The organism is Paenibacillus sp. JZ16, assembly GCF_015326965.1.
Taxonomy (GTDB): Bacteria; Bacillota; Bacilli; order Paenibacillales; family Paenibacillaceae; genus Paenibacillus_AQ.
In genome coordinates this window covers 1631220-1653537 of sequence record NZ_CP017659.1, presented here as the reverse complement: position 1 = coordinate 1653537, position 22318 = coordinate 1631220, and the positions used below count along the sequence as shown (strand labels likewise).

The following is a 22318-nucleotide window of genomic DNA, read 5'->3' as shown; positions in this document are numbered from 1 at the left end:
CGGTATGATGCTGGTTGCAGAACGATATGAGAAAATAGTACAGTTGGTCAACGAAAGAGGGAGCATCCGAGTCTCCGAGCTGAGTCAGCTCTGCGGTGTAACGGAAGAAACGATTCGCCGCGATCTTGACAGGCTGGAGCAAGCAGGGCGCTTGCGCCGTTCCCATGGCGGAGCGGTTAGCGTGAAGGATCAACCGGAAATTCAGCGGTCGCAGCCGGAAATACCGTATGCTGAGCGGGAAATCATGCATGCGCTGGAGAAGCAGCGGATCGCGGAGGAAGCGGTCAAGCGAATCCATCCGAATGATCGCATCCTGCTGGATGCAAGCTCTACGGCTTGGTACATGGCAAAAATCATACCGGATATTCCGATTACCGTGCTGACGAATTCGATTAAGGTGGCTGCGGAGCTGAGCACCAAGGAGAGGGTTCAGGTGATCTCCACAGGCGGCATTCTGGCTCATCGTTCCCTGTCCTTTGTAGGTCCGCTTGCGGAACGCTCGCTGGATGCTTACTACGTGGATAAGGCCTTTCTATCCTGCAAGGGTGTGCATATCGAGCGGGGCCTTAGCGAATCCAATGAGCTTCAGGCGCGAATCAAGCATAAAATGATCGGAATGACAGATGAGACCATTCTGCTTGCCGATGCCAGCAAATTCGGCACGCAGGCTTTTGCGCAGGTTGCCGATCTATCCCAAGTGAATCTGATCATTACCGATCGGAGATTGACGGAAGAGGAAGCGGCACCTTATCGAGCATTGGGCATCAAGATCGAATCTGTATAGAGCAAGCTTCTATAACATATCAACATGGAATCCCCCGTTCGGGGGTTCTTGCTAGAGGCCGATTCTTCGGTCCATATCCTGATGATTAGCGGGGTGAAGATGTTGAAGATTTCATTATTTGTCACTTGTCTCAGCGATGCCTTGTTCCCGCGGGTAGCTGAATCGATGGCAAGATTGCTGGCAAGGTACGGCGTGCAGCTGGAATTTCCGGAAATCCAGACCTGCTGCGGCCAACCGGCCTACAATAGTGGTTATTGGGATGATGCTCGCATCAGTGCCAAGACGATTCTGGACGCTTTTGACGATAGCGACTTTGTTGTGTCTCCTTCCGGCTCCTGCACGTATATGATTCATCATTATCCGGATTTGTTCAAGGACGATCCCTTATACTTGGATAAAGCGAAAGCGCTTCAATCCAAATGCTATGAGTTTACGCAATTCCTCGTCGACGTGCTGGGCGTGTCCGATGTTGGCGCCGTCTATCCGCACAAGGTAACCTATCATCCATCCTGCCACGGAAGCCGCCTTCTCGGGGTGAAGGAGCAGCCAATGAAACTGCTTAGCCAAGTCAAGGGACTGGAACTGGTTCCCTTGCCATTCGCCGAGGATTGCTGCGGGTTCGGCGGAACGTTTGCCGTGAAAATGGCGGACATTTCGGGGGCGATGGTCACAGAGAAAAGCGATCATGTGCTGGAGACCGAGGCGTCCGTGCTTGTCGGTCTCGATATGGCCTGCCTTATGAATATTGCCGGCAATCTGCGACATCGGGGCGAGAAGGTTCAGGTCAAGCATTTGGCCGAGCTGTTGTATGAGGGGGTGAGCGTACATGAGCACAGCTGAATCGAAAGCGCAAACGGTTAAGGAACGTGCAGGTTACGCTCTCAATAATGATTTTCTGCGCAATGCGGTGAAGTTTACGACAGAGCGGCTGCGGCTCGGCAAAAAGCTTGCGTCTGAGGAGCATGGCAACTGGGATGCGTGGAGGGAACGGGGACGCCAAATCCGGCTCCATACTATCGCTCACCTGGATTATTACTTGAATGAATTTGCTGAGCAGGCCAGGGCGAACGGAGCCCATGTCCATTTTGCGGAGACGGCGGAAGAGGCGGTCGCGATCTCTCTGCAAATCGCAGAGCATAAGTCGGCCAAGTCCGTCGTGAAATCAAAATCAATGGTGTCCGAGGAGCTGCATCTGAACAAGGCGCTCGACTCGATCGGAGTGGAGGCCGTCGAAACGGATCTCGGCGAGTATATTATTCAGCTGGCGGATGAAACGCCTTCTCATATCATCATTCCGGCCATTCATAAGAACCGTTACCAAATTGCGGAGCTGTTGTCCGCAGAGGCAGGCGAAACACTGCCGCCCGATACGGCGATTATGGCAGGTTTTGTCCGCATGAAGCTGCGAGAGAAATTCCTTGAAGCGGACATTGGCATGACGGGGTGTAATTTTGCGATCGCCGAGACGGGCTCGATGGTTTTGTTCGAGAATGAAGGCAATGCCCGCATGGTGACGACGGTGCCAAAGACACAGATTACCCTGATGGGCATGGAGCGGATTATTCCGTCATGGGCGGATCTCGAAGTCATGGCTACCTTGCTGCCGCGTTCAGCGACCGGTCAGAAACTGACAGTATACATGTCCGGTATCAGTGGTCCGAAGAGAGAACTGGATGCCGATGGACCGGACGAGATGCATATTATCATCATTGATAACGGCCGTTCTCTTCAGCTCGGGGACCCCGAATTCCAGGAGCTGCTTAACTGTATACGCTGCGGCGCCTGCCTGAATGCCTGTCCCGTATATCGCCATATTGGCGGGCACGCTTATGGGGGGACGTATAGCGGCCCAATCGGTGCCGTATTAACGCCTGCCTTGAACAAGAACGTCGCGGAATGGGACGATATTGCCAACGCATCCAGCCTGTGCGGCGCCTGTTATGAAGCATGCCCCGTGAAGATTCCGCTGCATGATATGCTGGTATCCCTGCGCCGCCGGAAGATTGAAGCCGGGCGCGGCGACAAGCTGGAAGCGATGGGAATGAAGGGCTTCTCCGCGATTATGGGGAATGCCAAGCGTTATCGCAGCGTGGTATCCCTCGGAAAGTGGGGCCAGAAATTGGTGGTTCGAGGCGGGGAGATTCGAACGCGGATCGGACCTTTGAAGGGGTGGAATTCATACAGGGTAACCCCAAGTCTCCCCAAGCAATCCTTCCGTGACCGATGGCCGGGGATGGAGCAGGATATTCGCGGAACCTCCGGGACAATGGACCCTGAAATCGCCAACCGATTGAAGGAGCGGCTTCAGCAGCAGAAGTTCGGAAAGGGGGAGAAGGCCCATGACTAACGAAAACGATCGCAGCTGGCTGGACCGTCTTGAAGAACAGTCTCGCAAGAAGCAGGAGCAGTTCATGGATGGAATTGCCGCGAAGCTGGGCAGAAACCGGGTTCGCACCGCTCCGGAGCATCCTTTCCGCGGTGCCCCCGATTTCTGGAATGAGTTTGAGTGGCCGCTTGAGGAGAGGATTACGCAGTTTACCGCCAACTTTGAAGCGGCAGGAGGCCATGTGGTAAGGCTGAGCCACCGCGAAGAGGTCAGCCGGTTTATTAGGGACAAAGCGATGGAGATGAGTGCGGCTACGATTCTTCGTCAGCAGGAAGACGCGCTGGACCGCCTGGGGCTGGAAGAGAGCTTGCCGGAGGCGCTTGTTCTCTCCTGGAATGAGGCAGCGGACACGAACTGGAGGGCAGTCGCTGCCAGAGCTGATTTTGGTGTCGTCATGGCGGATTATGCTGCGGCTTACACCGGTTCGATTACGGTGAAATCAGCCCCGCATAAAGGACGTTCGGTCAGCCTGCTGCCGACCGTGTTGATAGCCATCATTCCAATAGAGCGAATGGTTACCCGACTAGGCGAGATTCTGGTTCAGTTTGATCAGGCCGGACGCGAGCAGCTGCCAGCGGGAATCCATTTCATCTCGGGCCCGAGCCGTTCCGCCGATATCGAGAACGATCTTACGATTGGCGTTCACGGGCCAGGCATCGTGTACGCCCTGCTGGTCGATTCCTATGAGAATTAACGAATAACACAGGTTACAGGATTAGCCCCAAGCAAGAGCAGTTACGGCATGCTCACTGGCTTGGGGCTAATTTAAGATGAGGGAATGTATAAGTTTGCAGTTAAACTGATAATCTTTAAGTTTCCTCTGAATGCAATCTGTCAACTGTGGAAGCACGTCGATAGATGGTTCTCTTAAGTATGGGGTTATTTGCCCCTGCGTGTCAGTTCGGCCAGCCGATCCCATTGCTCATGGGTCACTTCCGCCAGGTCGTTGAATTGTCCCGCACCTTGAAGCCATTCGCCGCCATCGATGGTGATCACGTCACCATTAATATAACCGGCATAATCGGAAATGAGATACGCGGCGAGATTAGCTAATTCCTCTGCATCCCCTACGCGCTTTAGGGGGATGCGGTCGATCATCTTTTGCTCCAGGTCCGGCGTGGGCGATAATCTTGACCATGCGCCTTCAGTCGGGAATGGACCCGGGGCGATCGCAACTTGTCGGATCCCGTAAGGGGCCCATTCCACCGCGAGTGAACGAGTCAGCGCAAGCACGCCCGCTTTTGCGGCTGCAGAAGGGACCACATAGCCAGAGCCTGTTGAAGCATATGTTGTGACGATGTTGAGCATTGTTCCGCTTTTGCCCTGCTCAATCCAGCGTTTACCGACTTCAAGTGTTGCGTAGAAGGTGCCGTGCAGCACGATGTTCAGCACGGCATCTACAGCCCGAGGAGAGAGGCGCTCGGTGGGGCTGATGAAGTTCCCGGCTGCGTTGTTGACAAGTACGTCAATACCTCCATAATGCTGCTCTGCCGCATCAACAAGAGCCGATATCTGCGCAGGGTCTCGAACGTCGCAGCTTTTGTACCATACTTCGCAGCCTAGCTGTTTTAATTCTTCTGCGGTCTGCTGAAGAACTTCCTCCCGGCGTCCGCATATGGCCAGTTTAGCGCCAAGCTGCGCGAACTTCTCTCCCATGGCCCGACCAAGGCCCGTGGCGCCTCCCGTGATCAATACAACTTTATTTTGAAGCAAATCGTCCGTGAACGGTCCCATCGATGGTTCTCCTTTCAAGCAGATATGGAATAACGGAGCGGGTTCTCGTCCCGCGTCCTATATTCAGCAGGCTGCATCAACCATTCCAAAAATTGCAACCGCTTACTTCCAGCGTAACATGGTTAACACTTCCAGTCATCACATTCTTGTTTCAGAATGCCCTTGCTTGGTTAGGTTAATAAGAAATGCTGGTTAAAACGATACATAGTCGTCAATTCTACATCTTATATATCACACTGCCACCTGACCCTGGGATTTTGATTACATCACGAGATGAGGAACCTGACATGATTCTGAAATCACTGACGGAGCGGCTGATTCTTAAGACGATAACGGGCAGTACTTCTGTGGATATCACGAACCTGGATACAGATTCAAGAGAGATTCGGCCTGGCGGCCTGTTCGTCTGTGTTCCAGGCTTTCACGTGGACGGTCATGACTATGCCCGTCAGGCGATACGTAACGGCGCTGTTGCCATTGTGGCTGAACGGGAGCTGCCGGGACTACCAGGAAATATTACACATATAACGGTACCGGATACCAGAAGAATTCTGCCGATTCTCGCAAACGCCTTTTTCGGAGATCCCACGCAGCAATTGAAACTGATCGGAATTACCGGGACAAACGGCAAGACAACGACAACCCACATGGTAGAAAAGATACTGAACGACGCTCACCGCAAAACGGGCATCATTGGCACACTGTATATGAAGATCGGAGATCATATGGAGAAAACGCTGAATACCACGCCGGATACGATCCAGCTGCAGCGTTATTTTCACACGATGGTCACCCATGGCGGAACCTATGCCGTATTGGAGGTGTCCTCGCACGGATTGAATATGGGGAGAGTGCGCGGATGCGATTTTCAAACCGTGGTTTTTACGAATTTGTCGCATGATCATCTGGACTTTCATCAGAATATGGAGAGCTATCGCAATACGAAGGAGCTGTTGTTCACCCAGCTGGGCAACAGTAATCGTGACATGCTGAAGAAGGCGATCCTGAATGCGGACGATGAAGCATCATCCTATTATGCAAAACGTACATCCGCACAGATCGTAACCTATGGCATTCGTAACGAGGCTGATGTTCGGGCAACGCATATTCAAAATATGCCGGACGGCTGCAAGTTTCATGTAGAAACGCCATGGGGACACGGTGACTTCAGTCTGAAGGTGCATGGAGTTCACAACGTGTATAACGCGCTTGCCGCCATGACCACTTGCTTGCTGGAAGGGATACCGCTTGAAGAAATCTGCAGAAGTCTACAACAATTTGCAGGGGTTCATGGACGATTTCAAGAAATAGAAACGGGACGAAGATTTCGCGTGGTTGTAGATTATGCGCATAATCCGGATGGACTTAAGGCAACTTTGCAATCGGCCAAGGAAATTACGCCAGGCAAAATGATATGCGTGATGGGCTGCCGGGGCGAAAGAGATCGGTTAAAACGTCCGATCATGGCGGACATTGCAGCTTCATATGCGGATTATGTGTTGTTCACGACGGACAATCCGTTCTCGGAGGATCCTGAGCAGATTATGGCTGAGATGCTGGGAGGCCTAACCTCGCATGAGGCAGGGAATTGGGAGGTTATCCTGAACCGTAAAGAAGCCATTCAACGAGCTGTGGAATTGGCTGGTGACGAGGACAGGATCATTATTACCGGACGAGGCCATGAGACCCGTTATGTAGCAGGCAGCCAGATCGAATCGTTTAGCGATGAGGATATTGTGATGCGTTCATTACAGGACATGGAGCACGGCATCCAGATGATGACACCGGAGCTATAAAATTACCCGGGAGGTGCTGGATTATGAAACGAAAGGGACTTGGCGCTGCGTTAACCGCGATTATACTGCTTCTCGCTGCTTGTACACAGTCTCCGCCTGCTAAGGAAGAAGGGAGGCAGGAAGACCACCGGGAAGAGAAAATCGATTCCTCGTACCATGTGCTTGCAGAGCAGTTGAGGACACCTTGGTCGATCGATTTTGACGGCGATACGATATATGTCAGCGAGCGGGAAGGAAACATCGCTCAGATCAAGGATGGCACATTAACCAGGCAGTCGGTACAAACGGAGAAGCCGGTTGCCCATCAAGGAGAAGGCGGATTCCTGGGCTTTGCGTTAGCCCCGGATTTTCAGGATTCCGGCAAGGCCTATGCCTACCACACCTATGATCAGGATGGAAAGGTTATGAACCGGTTGGTCCTTTTGAAGCAGGACGGGAATCAATGGACAGAGTCGCAAGTCTTCCTGGAGCGTATTCCCGGCTCTAATGTGCATAACGGAGGCAGAATTGCAATCGGACCCGATGATATGCTCTACGTAACGACTGGAGATTCGGGAGAGGGAGAGCTTGCGCAAAACCAGGAAAGTCTAGCAGGCAAAATCTTGCGATTGACGCTGGATGGCAAGGTCCCCCCGGATAATCCGACTGCAGGCTCTTATGTCTATACGCTAGGTCATCGGAATTCGCAGGGCTTGGCCTGGAATTCGGAAGGTGAATTGTACAGCTCAGAGCATGGACCGTCAGGTACGCCTGGCGGACACGATGAGATTAATGAGATCACGGCCGGCAGCAATTACGGCTGGCCCGAGATCTATGGCGATGATAGGTTAGAAGGCATGAAGCTCCCGATTTACCATAGCGGGGAAACGGCAATCGCACCTTCCGGCATCGCTTTTGATGAGCAGGACCGTTTGTACGTGGCGACTCTTCGCGGCCAGATGTTGTACCAATTTCGGCCGGAGAACGCCTCGCTTGAGGTCGTATTGGAAGGTGAAGGCAGATTAAGGGACGTCAAAGTCCATGACGGCAAAACCTATGTCATTACCAACAATACGGATGGCCGGGGTGTGCCTTCCGATCAGGATGATCGACTGCTGGTGCTGAAATAATTCAAAGAATTGCACATGTCTTGCGATTTAAGAGAATAGATATAGGACAAGTACACTAAGAAAAACGTCTATCGACGTACTTTCTCAGAAGACAGACCGCATATAGCGGAAGTTTTTCTTGCGAGATAAGGTGGGTAAGCCACTGAAGTCTATACATTCTCATCTCTTTACAAAAAAGACCCCTTCCCGTATGGAAGGAGCCTGATGTGGCAATAACAGATATTATGTTTGCTTGGCTTCGGTTTGTTTTCGAATACGGTATACACATTTTTTGTCGCCCTTGGCAAGGCACTCGGTGCGTTCCACATCCGCTTCCAGCAAGGATTGAAACAGGTCAAGCTCACAGCGGCATGCGTGTTGGAACCGGTTGGCTACCTGGGATATAGGGCAATTTAATTCCTCGAGGAGATATTCTTCCTCGGTGACTTTTTTGTAATCCACCATATATCCGTTGTCATTCTGAATCTGAGCAAGGGCAGCAACCCGATCTTCTAGAGCATCGGCTTTCACCGTAGGCGTATACTTGTTTAGCAATGTATCCTTACGCTTGTCGAACAGCCGTGAAATCATTTCGTCACCGGCCTCATCCTGCAGCTCGTTCAGCAGATCGAGTGCAAGCGCATGATAGTTCTTAGGGAAAAAATCCTCTGCGGATTCCGTAAGGCTGTATAAGGAGACGGGTCTTCCCATCGGCTGTTTCACGGTTCGATAGGTGATGTAACCCTCACTCTTCAAGCTTTCCAGATGGCGCCGGACGGCCATGCCTGTTATTCCCAGTGCCTCGGTTATGGATTTTGTGCTGAGTTCACCATTTATTTTTAACATTTGCATGATATACTCGCGGGTACTGTATGCGACTTCTTGATCCACTATAATCACCGCCTTGTTTCTCGATGAATGCTTTCTTTTTCAACTAAAAAGGTTAAAAAGCAATATGTCTCATCTTATGTCTTTACCTTCTATAAGTCAACCGGAATGGCAGTTTTTGAGGCGATCATCACGCGGTTTATTGACAATTGGCATGATTAACCACATAATTACGATATATTTTAGTATAAAAAGTATAGAAAACAAGGAATGGATGAAGATTGAGCTTTTGCAATGATAGCCAGTCGAAAGATTGAAAGAATTAATTATTACACTCGGGAAGGTGGAATGACGGATGTATGTTATTGGGTCAGCTTGTATCGAAGAGAAAGCGGGAGAATGCGTTGACGTTTGCCCTGTGGATTGTATAGAAGAAGGAGATGACCAGTTCTACATCGATACCGATATTTGTATCTCCTGCGGGGCTTGCGAAGCGGCTTGTCCGGTGGCGGCCATTTTCTATTTTGAGGATCTGCCGGAAGACCAGAAGCATTATTTCGATAAAGCGGTTGAATATTACAAGAACAAGTAGGGTGCTCGGGCGCTCCGGTTTGAGTCTAGCGGGCGCTCCGGTTTGAGTCTATCCAGACGCTCCGGTTTGAGTCTATCCGCTCTGTTGTCCGTCCGTTTCGGGAATGGAAATAGGCAAGGTAGAAACGGACTCCCAAAGGATCGGCTATCCTCAAACCTCCGCTGGGTGGTAAAGAACAAGAAGAAAGATCAAAAGACTAAAGATAAGAGATTAAAGATTCAATGACTAAAATAGAAGAGCAAGGCTTACGAGCAATTAAATCTATATGTGATCAATTAAAAGCGGCTACCATTAATAGTTGGAAAATAGAGCGATGTTTAAGCTGCGCTCATGCGTTAATCAAAATACGTGTTCTCCATACATAAGCCATCCGGGATATTCGAGGCCCCCTCGAATTAATTTCTCGGGTGGTTTAATTCGTTATGGGCGGATCATGCCAAGGAAGCACCCGAAACCTAGAACCCTACCGGAAATATGACACATTTCCTCTATTGAAGCTATCCGGGATGGGGAATGTTCCAATCATTCTTTTCTTGGGTGGCTTTATTCATGAGTTGAAAGGGCGGTGTTATCTACATTTTAGAAGATTCTGCGTCAAGTTGATGTCATATTGTGCGCGCAGCGTGGCCATTTGTATGTATACACGAGATTGAATTTCTTTCGCAAAATAGTGAAACACTTACATTTCCAGAAACAAAAAAATAATAATTTAAATGTGTCATATATATTGACACATTTACAAAATACGTTTTATTATTAATATCACTGGAGAATGAAAATAATAAATTTGATAATAATCACGGTTTTTTGATGATTTCGGATCGTTTTATTTAAAAAAATGATCTTATTAATCTACTGGTGAAATTAAATAGGGGATGTCTTCATGAAAAAGCATGATCAAGACTTTATGAAGCGGCAGAACAGACTCACAGTATTCCAAATCATCAAGAACGAACAGCCGATTTCAAGAGCAGCTATTGCCAAACAGACGGGAATGAGTCCGACAACGGTCAGCCGGATCGTATCGGAGCTGACGGAAGAAGGGTACGTTCACGAAACAGAAGAACAAGCCTCGGCCGGGCGCGGAAGAAAGTCCTCCTTAATCAAACTGCTGGATACGGCGGTCATCTCGATAGGCGTTGAGCTTGATCGCCATCAAGCCAATATTGGATTCATCGATGTTCAGGGAAGTGTATTGTGCAGCGGCAGTTTTCCGAGATCGCCGGAGGATACGGCAGAAGCCACGGTAGCCCGAATTGCGGACACCATTGAAGAACTCATCTCGGAATGCGATATCGATCGCAGACGGGTGGTAGGGATTGGCGTGGGACTGCCGGGCATCATCGATGTTGATGCCGGCGTGGTCAATTTCTCGGTACAGCTTGGTTGGAAGAATGTGAGGCTTGCCGAGAGGCTCAAGGAATTAACCGGGCTTCAATCGGTCGTAGACAATGAGCTGAAGGTAAAGGCATTGGCGGAGCAGCTTAAGGGATCGGCATACGGCTCCAACCGGACGGTCCTCCTTGGGTTCGGTAATGGCGTAGGCTCAGCACTGATCCTGGAAGGGGAGATTTACCGCGGGGTGACCAACAGCGCAGGGGAAATCGGACACACGACGGTGGACCCTGAAGGTATGATGTGCGACTGCGGAAAAGCCGGTTGCCTCCAAACCTATATCAATATACCGTCCTTGTTGTCGGAAGCCAGCAAGATTAAACCCGTTCGTACGATTGAGGAACTGTTCGCGGAAAGACGGGCTGGAACACGATGGGCGACCTATTTAATCGATAGAGCCCTTGCGTATATGGCGATTACGATTAATAACGTCGTCAGCATGTATAATCCGGACAGCGTCATATTGAGCGGCGAGATCCTGGACAAGTTCCCTGAAGTTTACGAAGAGATCACCGATCTGTGCTACTCACAGTATATCTGGGAACCGCTTCAGGATTCCTTTACGATTGTCCGCTCCGAGCTTCACGAGCATGGGGTCATCATCGGATCGGGACTTGTCGCGCAGGATCGTTATTTTCAACTGAATTAATTCATCTGGAGATCGGGGGAGCAACATCATGGGATTTGTGCCATTAGTAGAGGAATATCGCGGGAATGTACTGGAGAACATCCACTACGGAGCGATCAGTGTTGTAGACGAGAACGGTAATGTGGTTTACGCAGCGGGGGATCCGCATCATATGACTTTTCTGAGATCGGCGGCTAAGCCGTTCCAAGCCATACCTGTGATGAAACGCCGGATTGACGAAGTGTACGGACTAACAGGGGAAGAAACGGCGTTGTTTGCCGCTTCCCACCGTGGTGAAAGCTTCCACATTGATGCACTGGAATCTATTTTGAAGAAAACCGGGATTCAGGAAGAAGCGCTTCACTGCTGCGCAACTTATCCACTGAACGAGGATGCCAAGGCGCAGCGCCATCGGGATCATGAGGACAAGCGTCGGATCTTCCATAACTGCTCGGGCAAGCACAGCGGCTTGATTGCCCTATGTAAGCATATGGGCTGGGATGAGAGCACGTATTACAAGCCGGAGCATCCGGTTCAACAAGAAATCATTGAGACGCTGGCTTATTTTGCCGAGGTTCCAGTTTCCTCGATCCCGCAAGGCATTGACGGCTGTGGCCTTCCCATCTTCGCGCTTCCGCTGGACCGTATCGGATACAGCTTCCTTAAGCTGGCTTGCCCGGATTTGATCGAGGACGCAGAGACGGCGGAAGCAGCTGCCAGAATGGCAAAACGGATGAATGAGTATCCGGATATCATTGCAGACACCAAGTTTGTGTGCTCTGCCTTGCTCCGGGACCACAATCTGACTGCCAAGGGCGGCGCCAAGGGCGTGTACGGCATCGGTCTTCGGAAAGAACGCTTGGCGATCTCGCTTAAAGTGTCCGATGGCTCCGAGCAAGTCTGGCCATGCATCATCGCTTCTATTCTGGAGCGCCTGGGTTACAGCGATCAGTCTACGATCGACCGCTTGTATGCGCTGGTTCCGAATGAGATTTTCAATGATGGCGGCACGCTGGTTGGGAAACGACGCGCGGTGTACGAATGGAATGTTTAAGCTGTGAGGAACTCAAGGCGATCGGCAGGATGTTCTATGCTGAAGCGGCGAGTGAATCTATAGATATTCACTACATCAAAGGGGGAGTAAAACAATGAGATTCAAAGGTAGAACATGGTCACTGCTCATGCTGCTGCTCGCATTTACGATTGTTGCGGCAGGCTGCGGCGGAAACAGCGGAAGCGGCAAAGGGGCAAGTGAAGGCGGCGGCGAGACCAAGCCGGTGACAAAAGATAACAAAGATGTTGTCATTGCGATTAACGCCAACTTCATTACGCTTGACCCTCACAATGCTGGAGACACGCACTCCATTTCCGGTGCACGCACGATGTACGAAGGTTTGATGGGCTTCAACGAGAAGATGGAACTCGTTCCTGTACTGGCTGAAGACTACAAGATCAGTGAAGACGGCCTGACGTACACATTCAATTTGCGCCAGAACGTGAAGTTCCATGATGGAACGGATTTCAACGCAGAAGCCGTAAAAGCCAACCTGGATCGCATTAGGGATGAAAAGAACAACCTTAGAATGCGTAAAAGCTTCTCTGCCGTCGCCGATGTTCAAACTCCGGATGACCACACGGTTGTCATCACCCTTAGCCAGCCGTACAATGCTTTCTTGAACAAGACTGCGATGGCGCTGATGATCAGCCCGAAAGCGCTCAAAGAAAGTGCTGACATCACGAAGAATCCTGTAGGTACGGCAGCATACAAGTTCAAGGAATGGATTCAAGGTGACCGCCTTGTTGTTGTAAAGAATGAGGATTACTGGCAAGAAGGTCTTCCGAAGGTCGACAGCATTACGTTCAAACCGGTACCGGAGAACGGTTCCCGGATCGCGATGCTGAAAACGGGCGAAGCGGACTTCATTTATCCTATGCCGACTGAGCAGGTGTCCGAAGTAGAAGGCGATTCCAATATCGTCATTGACAAGATCGATTCCACGATCGTTCGTTATATTACGCTCAACACCATGAAGAAGCCTTATGACGATCTGAAGGTTCGTCAAGCCATCAACTATGCCATTGATAAAGATGCTTACATTAAAGTAGTTAAATCCGGACTGGGCTCGAAGTTGAAGTCTTCCATGTCTTCCATGACACAGCACTATTCCGAGCAATCCGGATATGATTACGATCTGGAGAAAGCAAAATCCCTTTTGGCGGAAGCAGGCTATCCGGACGGATTCGAAGCAGAGCTCTGGGGAGAGAATGATTCCGAAACGATGAAAGGCATGCAGTTCATTCAGCAGCAGCTGGCTCTTGTCGGAATCAAAGTCGATGTGAAATCGATGGAGGGTGCAACCCTGTCCGATCAGATTAACTCGGCTACGCCGGAAAACGCAAAAATTCAAATGTGGTATGTAAGCTGGTCACCATCGTCCGGTGATGCTGACGGCGCAACCAAAGGTCTGTTCAGCAGCGAGTTCTTCCCGCCGGCTGGTTCCAATACCGCTTACTATAAGAACGACAATGTAGACCAATGGATCAAGGATGCCAACGCATCCGTCAAAGCTGAGGATGCAAAAGAAATCTATGCCAACATCCAAAAGCAAATCTGGGAAGATGCTCCGTGGGCATTCCTCGGGGTCGATCAGGTCATTACCGGCAAGAGAGCTTATCTTGAAGGCGTTAAAGCCCTTCCGGACGGATCGATCAGTGTGATCAACGCAGAAGTCAAATAATCAGGCAGCGAAGAGCTTGCTAAACGTATACCTTGTGGTGGGCCGCCTCTTGAATCAATAAGGAAGCGGCCCATCGTATTTTAAAAGCAGGCATGTTGAAAGGAGGCACATCCTTTGGGAAGATATGCAATTCAGAGGCTGCTGGGTGTTATCCCGCTGTTGTTCGTTGTATCCATTCTTGTATTTATGTTCATTCACCTTATTCCTGGAGATCCGGCACGACTTGTTGCAGGTAAGGATGCCACCCTTGAGGAGATCAACGGGATTCGAGAGCAGCTAGGCTTAAACTTGCCGCTATGGCAGCAGTATGTGAACTACATGAGTGATCTGTTGAAGGGTGACTTGGGTGTATCTGTTACTTCCAATCTGCCGGTAACGGACATGTTGGAGAGCCGGTTTTTCCCGACCATTGTCCTGACCTTTACCAGCCTTGGCTGGGCATTGGTTATTGGTCTGATCATTGGTATCATATCTGCCGTTAATCGCGGAAAATGGCCGGACTATATCGGAATGTTGACTGCAATATCCGGTATTTCCTTGCCAGGATTCTGGCTTGGTCTTGTACTGATTCAAATTTTCTCTGTTGAGCTTGGTTGGTTCCCAACAGGCGGTGTCGACAGCTGGCAATCCTATATTCTGCCTTCTTTTACGCTAGGGGCCGGGATTATGTCCATGCTGGCAAGATACTCACGTACGTCGATGCTCGAAACGATGCGCGAGGATTATGTGCGGACCGGACGCGCGAAGGGTCTGCGGGAATTCGTCGTTGTCGGAAGGCATGCGCTGCGCAATTCCTTGATTCAGGTCGTAACCGTTGCAGGGCTGCAGTTCGGATTTTTGCTGGGCGGTTCGGTTATGGTTGAGACCGTATTCAGTATTCCGGGCATGGGACGTCTCTTGGTCGACTCGATCGCATTCCGGGATTATACCGTCATTCAAGCGCTTTTACTGCTGTTTGCAGCCGAATTTATCCTGATTAACCTGATTGTCGATTTATTGTACGGTGTACTGAATCCAAAAATCCGGTATGCATCGAAATAGGAGGGGGAACTCATGAGCAACAATTCAACAGTGACGGTCCATTCCTCCGCGCCGGAGGATATGCTTGCAAAGAGCCAGGCAACTGGCAAATTCAGAGCGTTTACATCTAAATTCATGAAGCAAAAGCTTGCCGTAATATCAAGCGGATTTATCTTGTTACTCCTTGTGCTCGCGGTGATCGGTCCGCATATCGTTCCGTATCCTCCGAATGAGCCCAACTACGATGCAATGATGCAAGGCCCGTCGGCTGCCCACTGGGCGGGTACGGATGAGTATGGCCGCGATATCCTGAGCCGCTTGATTGACGGAACACGGTTAACCATGGCGGTCAGCTTAAGCGCGGTATTTATATCCGCAGTTCTCGGTACGATTCTCGGCTTGATCAGCGGCTACTATGGCGGCTGGATCGACCGTCTCATTATGCGGGGCAGTGACGTCATGTTCTCCTTTCCTGACCTGCTGCTTGCCATTGGAATCGTAGCGATTTTGGGGCCGGGATTATCGAATGTGGTGATCGCGGTGGCGGTCTTTGGCACACCGTCGTTTGCCAGAATCATCCGAAGTGTAACACTCTCCGCGAAGGAGTCTTTATATGTAGAGGCGGCAAGATCGATGGGGGCCAAGCATAACCGGATTATATGGAAGCATATTTTTCCCGAGACGGTTCCCAGCATCATCGTCAACGTGTCGATGCGAATCGGCGGCGCCATTCTGGCAGCTTCTTCGTTAAGCTTCCTCGGACTCGGGGCCAAACCGACAGAACCGGACTGGGGCGCTATGCTCAGTATGGGACGCGATTACTTAAGCATTGCACCGCATATCGTGTACTACCCGGGACTTCTGATATTCCTGACTGTGCTTGCATTCAATCTGATCGGTGACGGACTGAATGATGCCCTTGATCCGAAGACCAAAAACTAATAGGGGGGATAGATCGTGACGCAAACATTGCTTGAAGTAAAGGGGCTCAAAACCGAATTCAAACGCGATGGCTCATCGGTGCTTGCCGTAGCAGGGGTCGATTTTCACATCAATAAAGGCGAAGTGCTTGGACTCGTGGGTGAATCCGGATGCGGCAAAAGCGTGACCTCCCTGTCCATCATGAGACTTCTTAAGGATACGCCCGGCCGAATATCCGGGGGCTCGGTAAGTTTTGAGGGCAAGGATCTCGTACAAATGTCGGAAAAAGAAATGCGCCGCTATCGGGGTAACGAGCTGGCCATGATCTTCCAGGAACCAATGACATCCCTGAATCCCGTCCTTCGTATCGGGAAACAGCTGGAGGAATCCATCATGCTGCACCTGGGTTATAGCCGCAAGAAAGCGCGGCAGCATGCCATCGACTCGCTCAAACTTGTCGGCATTCCGCGGGCGGACGAGGTCGTGGATGACTATCCACACCAATTGTCCGGCGGCATGCGGCAGCGGGTCATGATTGCGATGGCGATGTCCTGCAATCCGAAGCTGTTGATTGCCGATGAGCCGACCACGGCTCTTGACGTCACGATTCAAGCTCAGATCCTGGATCTGATGAACCGACTCAAGACCGAGCAGGAAATGGGCATGCTGCTCATTACCCATGACCTTGGCGTCGTGGCCGAAATGTGCGACCGGGTGGTTGTCATGTATGCAGGCAGAGTCGTGGAAGAGGCAACGGTTGAAGAACTGTTCGAGAATCCTCAGCATCCATACACCAAAGGGCTCATTCATTCAGTGCCCAAGCTTAGACAAAAGGTACGCCGTTTGGAATCCATTCCAGGGAATGTGCCGGATCTGCGGAACATGCCGAAAGGCTGCAAGTTTGCTCCGCGATGCCCGTTCGTAATGGAGCAGTGCCTCTCCCAGGAGCCGGAGCTTCTCCCTGTCGCACATGAAGAAAATCGTAAGAGCCGCTGCTGGCTGACACAGGAAGGTCACACGAAGGGAGGAGAAACCGCATGAAAGAAACACCTCTATTAGAAGTAAAGAATTTGCAGAAATCATTCACGGTGAAAAAAGGATTCTTCGGCACATCCAAGCAGCTTCGTGCCGTGGATGGAATCTCCTTCGCGATCCATAAGGGCGAGACCTTCAGTCTGGTAGGCGAAAGCGGCTGCGGCAAATCGACGACAGGCCGCCTGGTGACCCGACTGCTGACGCCGAATAGCGGCGAGGTGCTGTTTAACGGAACGGATATTAGCGGATACAACGAGAATCAGATGCGCCCTCTGCGCAAAGACATGCAGATGGTATTTCAGGATCCATACGCCTCTCTTAATCCAAGGATGAAGGTCAAAGAGCTGGTCGCGGAGCCCTTGCTGATTCATACCAAGCTGAGCACCAAAGAGCGGGACAAACTGGCCTGCGAGCTTCTGGAAACGGTCGGATTGAACAGCTTTCATGCCGAACGCTTTGCTCATGAGTTCAGCGGCGGTCAGCGGCAGCGGATCGGCATTGCCAGAGCGCTGTCCGTGCGTCCAAATCTAATTGTTGCCGACGAGCCTGTGTCCGCGCTGGATGTTTCCATCCAATCGCAGGTGCTGAACCTGCTGCAGGATCTTCAAGAGGAATACGGCCTGACTTATCTGTTCATCTCCCATGATCTCAGCGTGGTTGAGCATATCAGCGACCGGATCGGCGTCATGTATTTGGGAGCGCTCGTGGAGACCGCCGACAAAGATACGCTGTATGATCGCCCGCTGCATCCTTACACTCAAGCGCTGCTATCCTCGGTACCCGTTCCGGATCCGAAGCAGAAGAAGGAACGGATCATTCTGAAGGGTGATCTGCCTAGTCCGGTGAATCCTCCGACAGGCTGCCGCTTCCATACACGCTGTCCTTCCTGCATGGAAGTGTGCAAACAGATTACGCCGGTATATCGTGAGGTTGAGCCGGGCCATCAGGTGGCATGCCATTTATATGACGAAGAAATCATGAAAAACGCTTAACAAACGCTTAACAGCGATGATTCTCTTATAGAGGAGGGAAGGCTCGATGAACATCACAATAGATGAAGCTCACCTGGCAGATACTTCGATTTATGTGGTTTATGAGGGGGCGGAGTCTCATTTTCGTTTAACGGAATCTCGAAAGCAGCGCATGACGCTGACGTGGTTCTATGGCCGCTCCGATCAAGAAGCGGATGATCTCGTTGTCGGCATGGGGCAGCGTTCAAACCTGACGTTGGAGCAAGTGCGCAGAACAGGCGCATCAGCCGCGAGAGCATTGCTCAAGGAGAATAAAACAAGCGCAGCGCTGATTCGCCCCTTAGTCCGCGGCGTCGGGGCATCTTCCCGGATTTCGATAGAGGAAGAACTTCAGGCGTGGGTTGAAGGCTGGATGTATGGACTATATCAATTCAATAAGCATCGCGGGGTCACGGCCAATCTGCAATCCCTGTCTCTTCATCTTCGACTAGAAGACTGGGAGGGGCTTTCCCGTGAAGATCTGGAAGCCATTATACAGACGGCAATAATCCGGATCGAAGGGACGCAGTTCACCCGAGACCTGGTGAATGAGTCTCCGGAAACGTTAAATCCGGAAGCGTTCGTAGCGGTTGTTAAGGACCGTTTCAAGAAGGCACCCGTTCAGCTACATGTGTATCGCGGAGAAGAGCTCCATGATCGGCAGATGAACGGTCTGATCGCCGTGGGAGCCGGCAGCAAATATGAGCCTGCCATGATTGAGATTGCCTATAATGGGGTGGGTTCCGATAAGGAGAGCCCTCATATTGTACTCATCGGCAAAGGCGTTACCTTTGATATGGGCGGCATTAACGTTAAAATCGGCCGGGACATCAGCGATGCTCGTATGGATATGGGAGGCGCTGCAGCGGTCGTGGGTGCCATGGATATTCTGGTATCGCAAAAAGCTCCGGTACGCGTAACGGCGCTGATCGCCGTTGCGGATAATTTATCGGGACCGGATGCGATGCTACCATCTTCCGTCGTTCATTATCCGAATGGTTTAAGCGTTCAGATCGCCAATACGGATGGGGAGGGCAGATTGATCATTGCCGATGCGCTGCTGCATGCAGCGAATCTTGGCGCAGATAAAGTGATTGATATCGCAACCCTCACCGGTAATGTCGGAGCGGCATTGGGCTTGGAGATTGCGGGTATCTGGGGCGACCCACAGATTACGGCCGATTTGGTTGAGCTCGGTGAGCGTAACGGTGAGCGCGTATGGCCTATGCCGCTGATGGACGAGTACGAATCAGAGCTTAGAAGCGATTATGCCGATCTGAAAAATGTCGGTACGTCCACTTTGGCTGGCGCTATAACGGCTGCGCTGTTTATCCGTCATTTTGTGGCGGATTCCATGGAATGGGTTCACATCGATATGGCGGGCACGGTCCAGTATAAACGGGATTTCCCTCATTCTGCAGCGGGGGCTACTGGATATGGCGCGAGATTGCTCGCGGATTATGTGGAGAAGCAGTTTTCCCATGCATAAAGAATCAACTTCAATAAGGAGTGATGATGATGCTGCTTGAAATAATCGCAACATGCGTGGATGATGCCATCACAGCAGAGCAGAATGGCGCGGACCGCCTGGAATTGATCACGGCGATCACCGAAGGCGGACTTACGCCGGGAATCGGGCTTGTAGAAGAGGTTGTGAAAGCCGTTCAGATTCCTGTTCATGTCATGGTCAGACCTCATAGCAGATCCTTTGTGTACAACGAACATGATATAGCTACCATGATTGCGGAGGTGAAGGCGATCCGCAAGGCAGGCGCAGCTGGCGTAGTAATCGGCATGCTGACTCCGGAAGGAAAGATTGACGAGGTCTCCTTAGTCAAAATGCTGGAATGGACAGGGGATATGCAGGTCACGTTCCACCGGGCTTTTGATGAATTGGAGAATCAGTTCGAAGGGCTTCGTACATTGCAGAAATACCGGTCGGTTACCCGCGTCTTAACGTCTGGCGGGCCGCAGCCTGCACCGCAAGCCATCCCGAGAATTCGGGAGCTGGTAGAACATACGGCAGGAAGCGAGCTTAAAATATTGGCAGGCAATGGCCTGAAGTGGGAAATCATACATGATTTTATCGACCAGACCGGCGTGAGCGAGGTGCATTTCGGCTCCGCTGTCCGGTATGGCCGATCAGGGCTGAAGCCCATTGATCCGGTTGAGCTGCGATCATTGGCTGACAGCTTACATCATTAGAAGTAGCAAACCTATCGGAAACAGGTGAACAAAAATTGCAAACCGTATTGAATAAACAGCAAGAATTTGTGGTTGGCGTTGACCTTGGGGGTACGAAGATCGCGGCAGCGCTCTTTGATTCCGAAGGACAGCTGCTGAACCGGGAGCAAATGGAGACGGCAGGCGCGCGTACTGCCGAAGAAGTGGTTACGAGAATTACGAATATGATTCGCAGCGTCTCGGGCGGCCAATCGCTCCGAGGGGTTGGCATGGCTTCGCCGGGAACGGTTAACAGCCGGGAGGGCATTGTCATCCATGGGACGAATCTGCCGCAATGGACGAATGTTCCCCTCAAAGCATGGATGGAACGTGAGCTGCATACGGAGGTTCAGGTGCTGAATGATGCTAATGCAGCCGCATGGGGAGAGTATGTAAGAGGTGCCGGAAGAGGGGCGACGAACATGGTGTACGTGACGCTGAGCACCGGTATCGGCTCAGGCATCGTGCTGGATGGGAAGCTGTTCCTGGGCAGCAGTTCCTTTGCTGGGGAACTGGGACACCATATCATTGATCCCAGCGGTCCGCAGTGCAATTGCGGCAGCCACGGCTGTTGGGAGGTATTTGCTTCTGGAACAGCCATCGGACTCGCAGCATCCCAGCGAATGCTTACCCAGCCAAGTGTCATATCAGAACTGGCGGCAGCTGATGCGGGAGTGAACGCCAAGCATGTATTCGAGGCCAAACGTCTTCAAGACCCCGTTGCAATGGAGGTCATTGATCGTGCCATCTATTACATGGCGCTTGGACTGGTTAACGTCATTCACAGCTTTAACCCCGATCGCATCGTCATTGGCGGGGGTGTGAGCAGAGCAGGTGAGCTGTTGTTCCCGCAGCTGCGGGAAATGACGGATAAGCTGGTCATGCCGTCCTATTTAGGGACGTACGAGATCGTTCCTGCAGGACTTCGGGACGATGTTGGTCTGGTTGGAGCTGCGGCTTTGTTCCAGTAGCATAGGCCTGAAGAGAATGATACGAATAGGATCAATGATAAATAGATACCAGAAAGAGCGCTCGGAATGACGACGTAGTATCCAGTTACCTAGCTAAAGAGAAATCAACAAAAGCCGCCCTCAGAAGGGCGGCTTTCCAATTATTCATAGAGAGAGCGGGAAACGGAGCGATCATTTATTTGCGTCATAAGTCCGTAACAAGTAACAAGTGATAGGCGTGAACCGTAAACCGTCATCCGTTTGCGCTGGAGTCGATTTTTTTGGTTTCTGGTTAGGTTTGTTTGTATCCGACAAACAATAAACGGTTGCTCGCACTTTCCCGCCCGCCGGCGGAAACCGCCGGCTCCAAACCCGCACGTGGGGTGACCTGCAGGCTTGGAGCCGGCGGCTGTCGCTATTCCATGTACTTGGATGCGTCAAACGTAATCAAAGACGTATGATTGGCATGCTCAATCAGCGAAGAGAGCTTGGTTACCTCGCGTTCCTTCTTGCGGGCTAGCGCCTGATAAGCCTCTGGATCATATAAGGCGACGTTGAACAGCGTTATGGCACCGTCTCCGCTGCCACGGCTGCTCTGGCGCTCCAGCTTCTTGCGGGAACCGAGATGGGCAAGCTGTCCGATATCGCTGCGTATTTGTTTGGCCAGCTCGATCGCTTCCATGATCGTAATGTCGGAGCCGTTCCAGGGAATAGTCTGCGTGGTATTGGAGATTGCCATCAGCAAATCCAGCTTCCTATAATCCGCCGCGGCCGCTTCGATTTCTTCCGTAATGGCATCTACGCTGCGCGTAGGGTATTCCGCCGTCTCCCCTTTTTCAATAATCGTGCTGCTGTTGTTCAAGCGTTCCGACATCAACTGATTGATGAGACGGTTAATTGCTGCCCGAACAGCTAGTGCTTCTGCCATCGTTATTTGACTCATAAGTGATGGATCACCTCTTTAATTTCATTTCTGATATGTAAACGCATAGATTTGTAAAAAGTTGCTAGATTAATTAAAAAAGCAGCGCGGAAAGGAGAACAGAGTTACATAATTGTCATGACTGAGTGAGACGGTTAACCAATCTCCTGCCGAAATTCTTCATCTTTACGACAGCTCCAAACATAAAACGATAGATTTTTAGGATATCATTGACAGCATCCTTGCTTGTATACTATATTAAGAGAAG

Annotated in this window: 20 protein-coding genes; 17 read left to right on the top strand and 3 right to left on the bottom strand. The window is 51.1% G+C overall.

Annotation, left to right across the window (positions count from 1 at the left end; genetic code table 11):
* Positions 1 to 7: 7 nt before the first annotated feature.
* The 4 genes from BJP58_RS07305 to BJP58_RS07290 all read left to right on the top strand — a co-directional run bounded on the left by BJP58_RS07305 (position 8) and on the right by BJP58_RS07290 (position 3864).
* Positions 8 to 784: a DeoR/GlpR family DNA-binding transcription regulator gene (locus tag BJP58_RS07305; protein WP_071220495.1), complete on the top strand. Its 777-nt coding sequence runs from the start codon at positions 8 to 10 to the stop codon at positions 782 to 784.
* Between the two features lie 102 nt (positions 785 to 886).
* Positions 887 to 1624 (top strand): (Fe-S)-binding protein, encoded by a 738-nt coding sequence (locus tag BJP58_RS07300; protein WP_194544862.1) that lies wholly within the window; start codon positions 887 to 889, stop codon positions 1622 to 1624.
* Positions 1611 to 3131, top strand: a complete 1521-nt coding sequence (locus BJP58_RS07295) for a LutB/LldF family L-lactate oxidation iron-sulfur protein (RefSeq protein WP_194543409.1) — start codon at positions 1611 to 1613, stop codon at positions 3129 to 3131. The genes BJP58_RS07300 and BJP58_RS07295 overlap by 14 nt, the downstream gene beginning before the upstream one ends.
* The gene (locus BJP58_RS07290; protein WP_194543408.1) at positions 3124 to 3864 is read left to right on the top strand and encodes a LutC/YkgG family protein; all 741 of its coding nucleotides are present in this window, start codon (positions 3124 to 3126) and stop codon (positions 3862 to 3864) included. The genes BJP58_RS07295 and BJP58_RS07290 overlap by 8 nt, the downstream gene beginning before the upstream one ends.
* Positions 3865 to 4049: 185 nt before the next feature.
* Here the strand turns inward: BJP58_RS07290 and BJP58_RS07285 are convergent, their stop codons facing one another.
* Positions 4050 to 4904 carry an SDR family oxidoreductase gene (locus tag BJP58_RS07285; protein WP_194543407.1) on the bottom strand — a complete coding sequence of 285 codons (855 nt, stop codon included), beginning with the start codon at positions 4902 to 4904 and terminating at the stop codon, positions 4050 to 4052.
* Positions 4905 to 5191: 287 nt separating this feature from the next.
* On the opposite strand from BJP58_RS07285, the gene BJP58_RS07280 reads away from it, so the two are divergent.
* Together BJP58_RS07280 and BJP58_RS07275 are read left to right on the top strand one after the other, a co-directional pair.
* The gene (locus tag BJP58_RS07280; protein WP_194543406.1) at positions 5192 to 6700 is read left to right on the top strand and encodes a UDP-N-acetylmuramoyl-L-alanyl-D-glutamate--2,6-diaminopimelate ligase; all 1509 of its coding nucleotides are present in this window, start codon (positions 5192 to 5194) and stop codon (positions 6698 to 6700) included.
* A gap of 23 nt (positions 6701 to 6723) precedes the next feature.
* A complete protein-coding gene (locus BJP58_RS07275) occupies positions 6724 to 7809 on the top strand; it encodes a PQQ-dependent sugar dehydrogenase (RefSeq protein ID WP_194543405.1) in 1086 nt (361 codons plus the stop codon).
* A gap of 222 nt (positions 7810 to 8031) precedes the next feature.
* Here BJP58_RS07275 and BJP58_RS07270 read toward each other — a convergent pair whose 3' ends face one another.
* Positions 8032 to 8679, bottom strand: a complete 648-nt coding sequence (locus BJP58_RS07270; protein ID WP_071220311.1) for a helix-turn-helix transcriptional regulator — start codon at positions 8677 to 8679, stop codon at positions 8032 to 8034.
* Between the two features lie 292 nt (positions 8680 to 8971).
* Here BJP58_RS07270 and BJP58_RS07265 point away from each other — a divergent pair, with 292 nt between their 5' ends.
* From BJP58_RS07265 to BJP58_RS07215, 11 genes are all read left to right on the top strand, one after another.
* Positions 8972 to 9208 (top strand): ferredoxin family protein, encoded by a 237-nt coding sequence (locus BJP58_RS07265; protein ID WP_015736133.1) that lies wholly within the window; start codon positions 8972 to 8974, stop codon positions 9206 to 9208.
* Positions 9209 to 10091: 883 nt separating this feature from the next.
* Positions 10092 to 11252, top strand: coding sequence for an ROK family transcriptional regulator (locus BJP58_RS07260; RefSeq protein WP_194543404.1), 1161 nt, complete (start codon positions 10092 to 10094; stop codon positions 11250 to 11252).
* 28 nt (positions 11253 to 11280) lie between these two features.
* On the top strand, positions 11281 to 12285 hold the full coding sequence (locus BJP58_RS07255) for an asparaginase (RefSeq protein WP_194543403.1): 1005 nt from the start codon (positions 11281 to 11283) through the stop codon (positions 12283 to 12285).
* 94 nt (positions 12286 to 12379) lie between these two features.
* The gene (locus tag BJP58_RS07250; RefSeq protein WP_194543402.1) at positions 12380 to 13969 is read left to right on the top strand and encodes a glutathione ABC transporter substrate-binding protein; all 1590 of its coding nucleotides are present in this window, start codon (positions 12380 to 12382) and stop codon (positions 13967 to 13969) included.
* Between the two features lie 114 nt (positions 13970 to 14083).
* The gene (locus tag BJP58_RS07245; protein WP_071220315.1) at positions 14084 to 15010 is read left to right on the top strand and encodes an ABC transporter permease subunit; all 927 of its coding nucleotides are present in this window, start codon (positions 14084 to 14086) and stop codon (positions 15008 to 15010) included.
* A gap of 12 nt (positions 15011 to 15022) precedes the next feature.
* Entirely contained in the window at positions 15023 to 15931 is a 909-nt protein-coding gene (locus tag BJP58_RS07240; protein ID WP_194543401.1) for an ABC transporter permease, read from the top strand.
* 15 nt (positions 15932 to 15946) lie between these two features.
* On the top strand, positions 15947 to 16951 hold the full coding sequence (locus BJP58_RS07235) for an ABC transporter ATP-binding protein (RefSeq protein ID WP_194543400.1): 1005 nt from the start codon (positions 15947 to 15949) through the stop codon (positions 16949 to 16951).
* On the top strand, positions 16948 to 17937 hold the full coding sequence (locus BJP58_RS07230) for an ABC transporter ATP-binding protein (protein ID WP_194543399.1): 990 nt from the start codon (positions 16948 to 16950) through the stop codon (positions 17935 to 17937). Before BJP58_RS07235 ends, BJP58_RS07230 begins: the two co-directional genes overlap by 4 nt.
* 46 nt (positions 17938 to 17983) lie before the next feature.
* Positions 17984 to 19444, top strand: a complete 1461-nt coding sequence (locus BJP58_RS07225; RefSeq protein WP_194543398.1) for a leucyl aminopeptidase family protein — start codon at positions 17984 to 17986, stop codon at positions 19442 to 19444.
* Between the two features lie 29 nt (positions 19445 to 19473).
* A complete protein-coding gene (locus BJP58_RS07220) occupies positions 19474 to 20160 on the top strand; it encodes a copper homeostasis protein CutC (RefSeq protein WP_194544861.1) in 687 nt (228 codons plus the stop codon).
* A 35-nt stretch (positions 20161 to 20195) separates the two neighbouring features.
* Positions 20196 to 21149 (top strand): ROK family protein, encoded by a 954-nt coding sequence (locus tag BJP58_RS07215; RefSeq protein WP_194543397.1) that lies wholly within the window; start codon positions 20196 to 20198, stop codon positions 21147 to 21149.
* Between the two features lie 394 nt (positions 21150 to 21543).
* Here the strand turns inward: BJP58_RS07215 and BJP58_RS07210 are convergent, their stop codons facing one another.
* Positions 21544 to 22071, bottom strand: a complete 528-nt coding sequence (locus tag BJP58_RS07210; RefSeq protein WP_113058837.1) for a hypothetical protein — start codon at positions 22069 to 22071, stop codon at positions 21544 to 21546.
* Between the last annotated feature and the right edge of the window lie 247 nt (positions 22072 to 22318).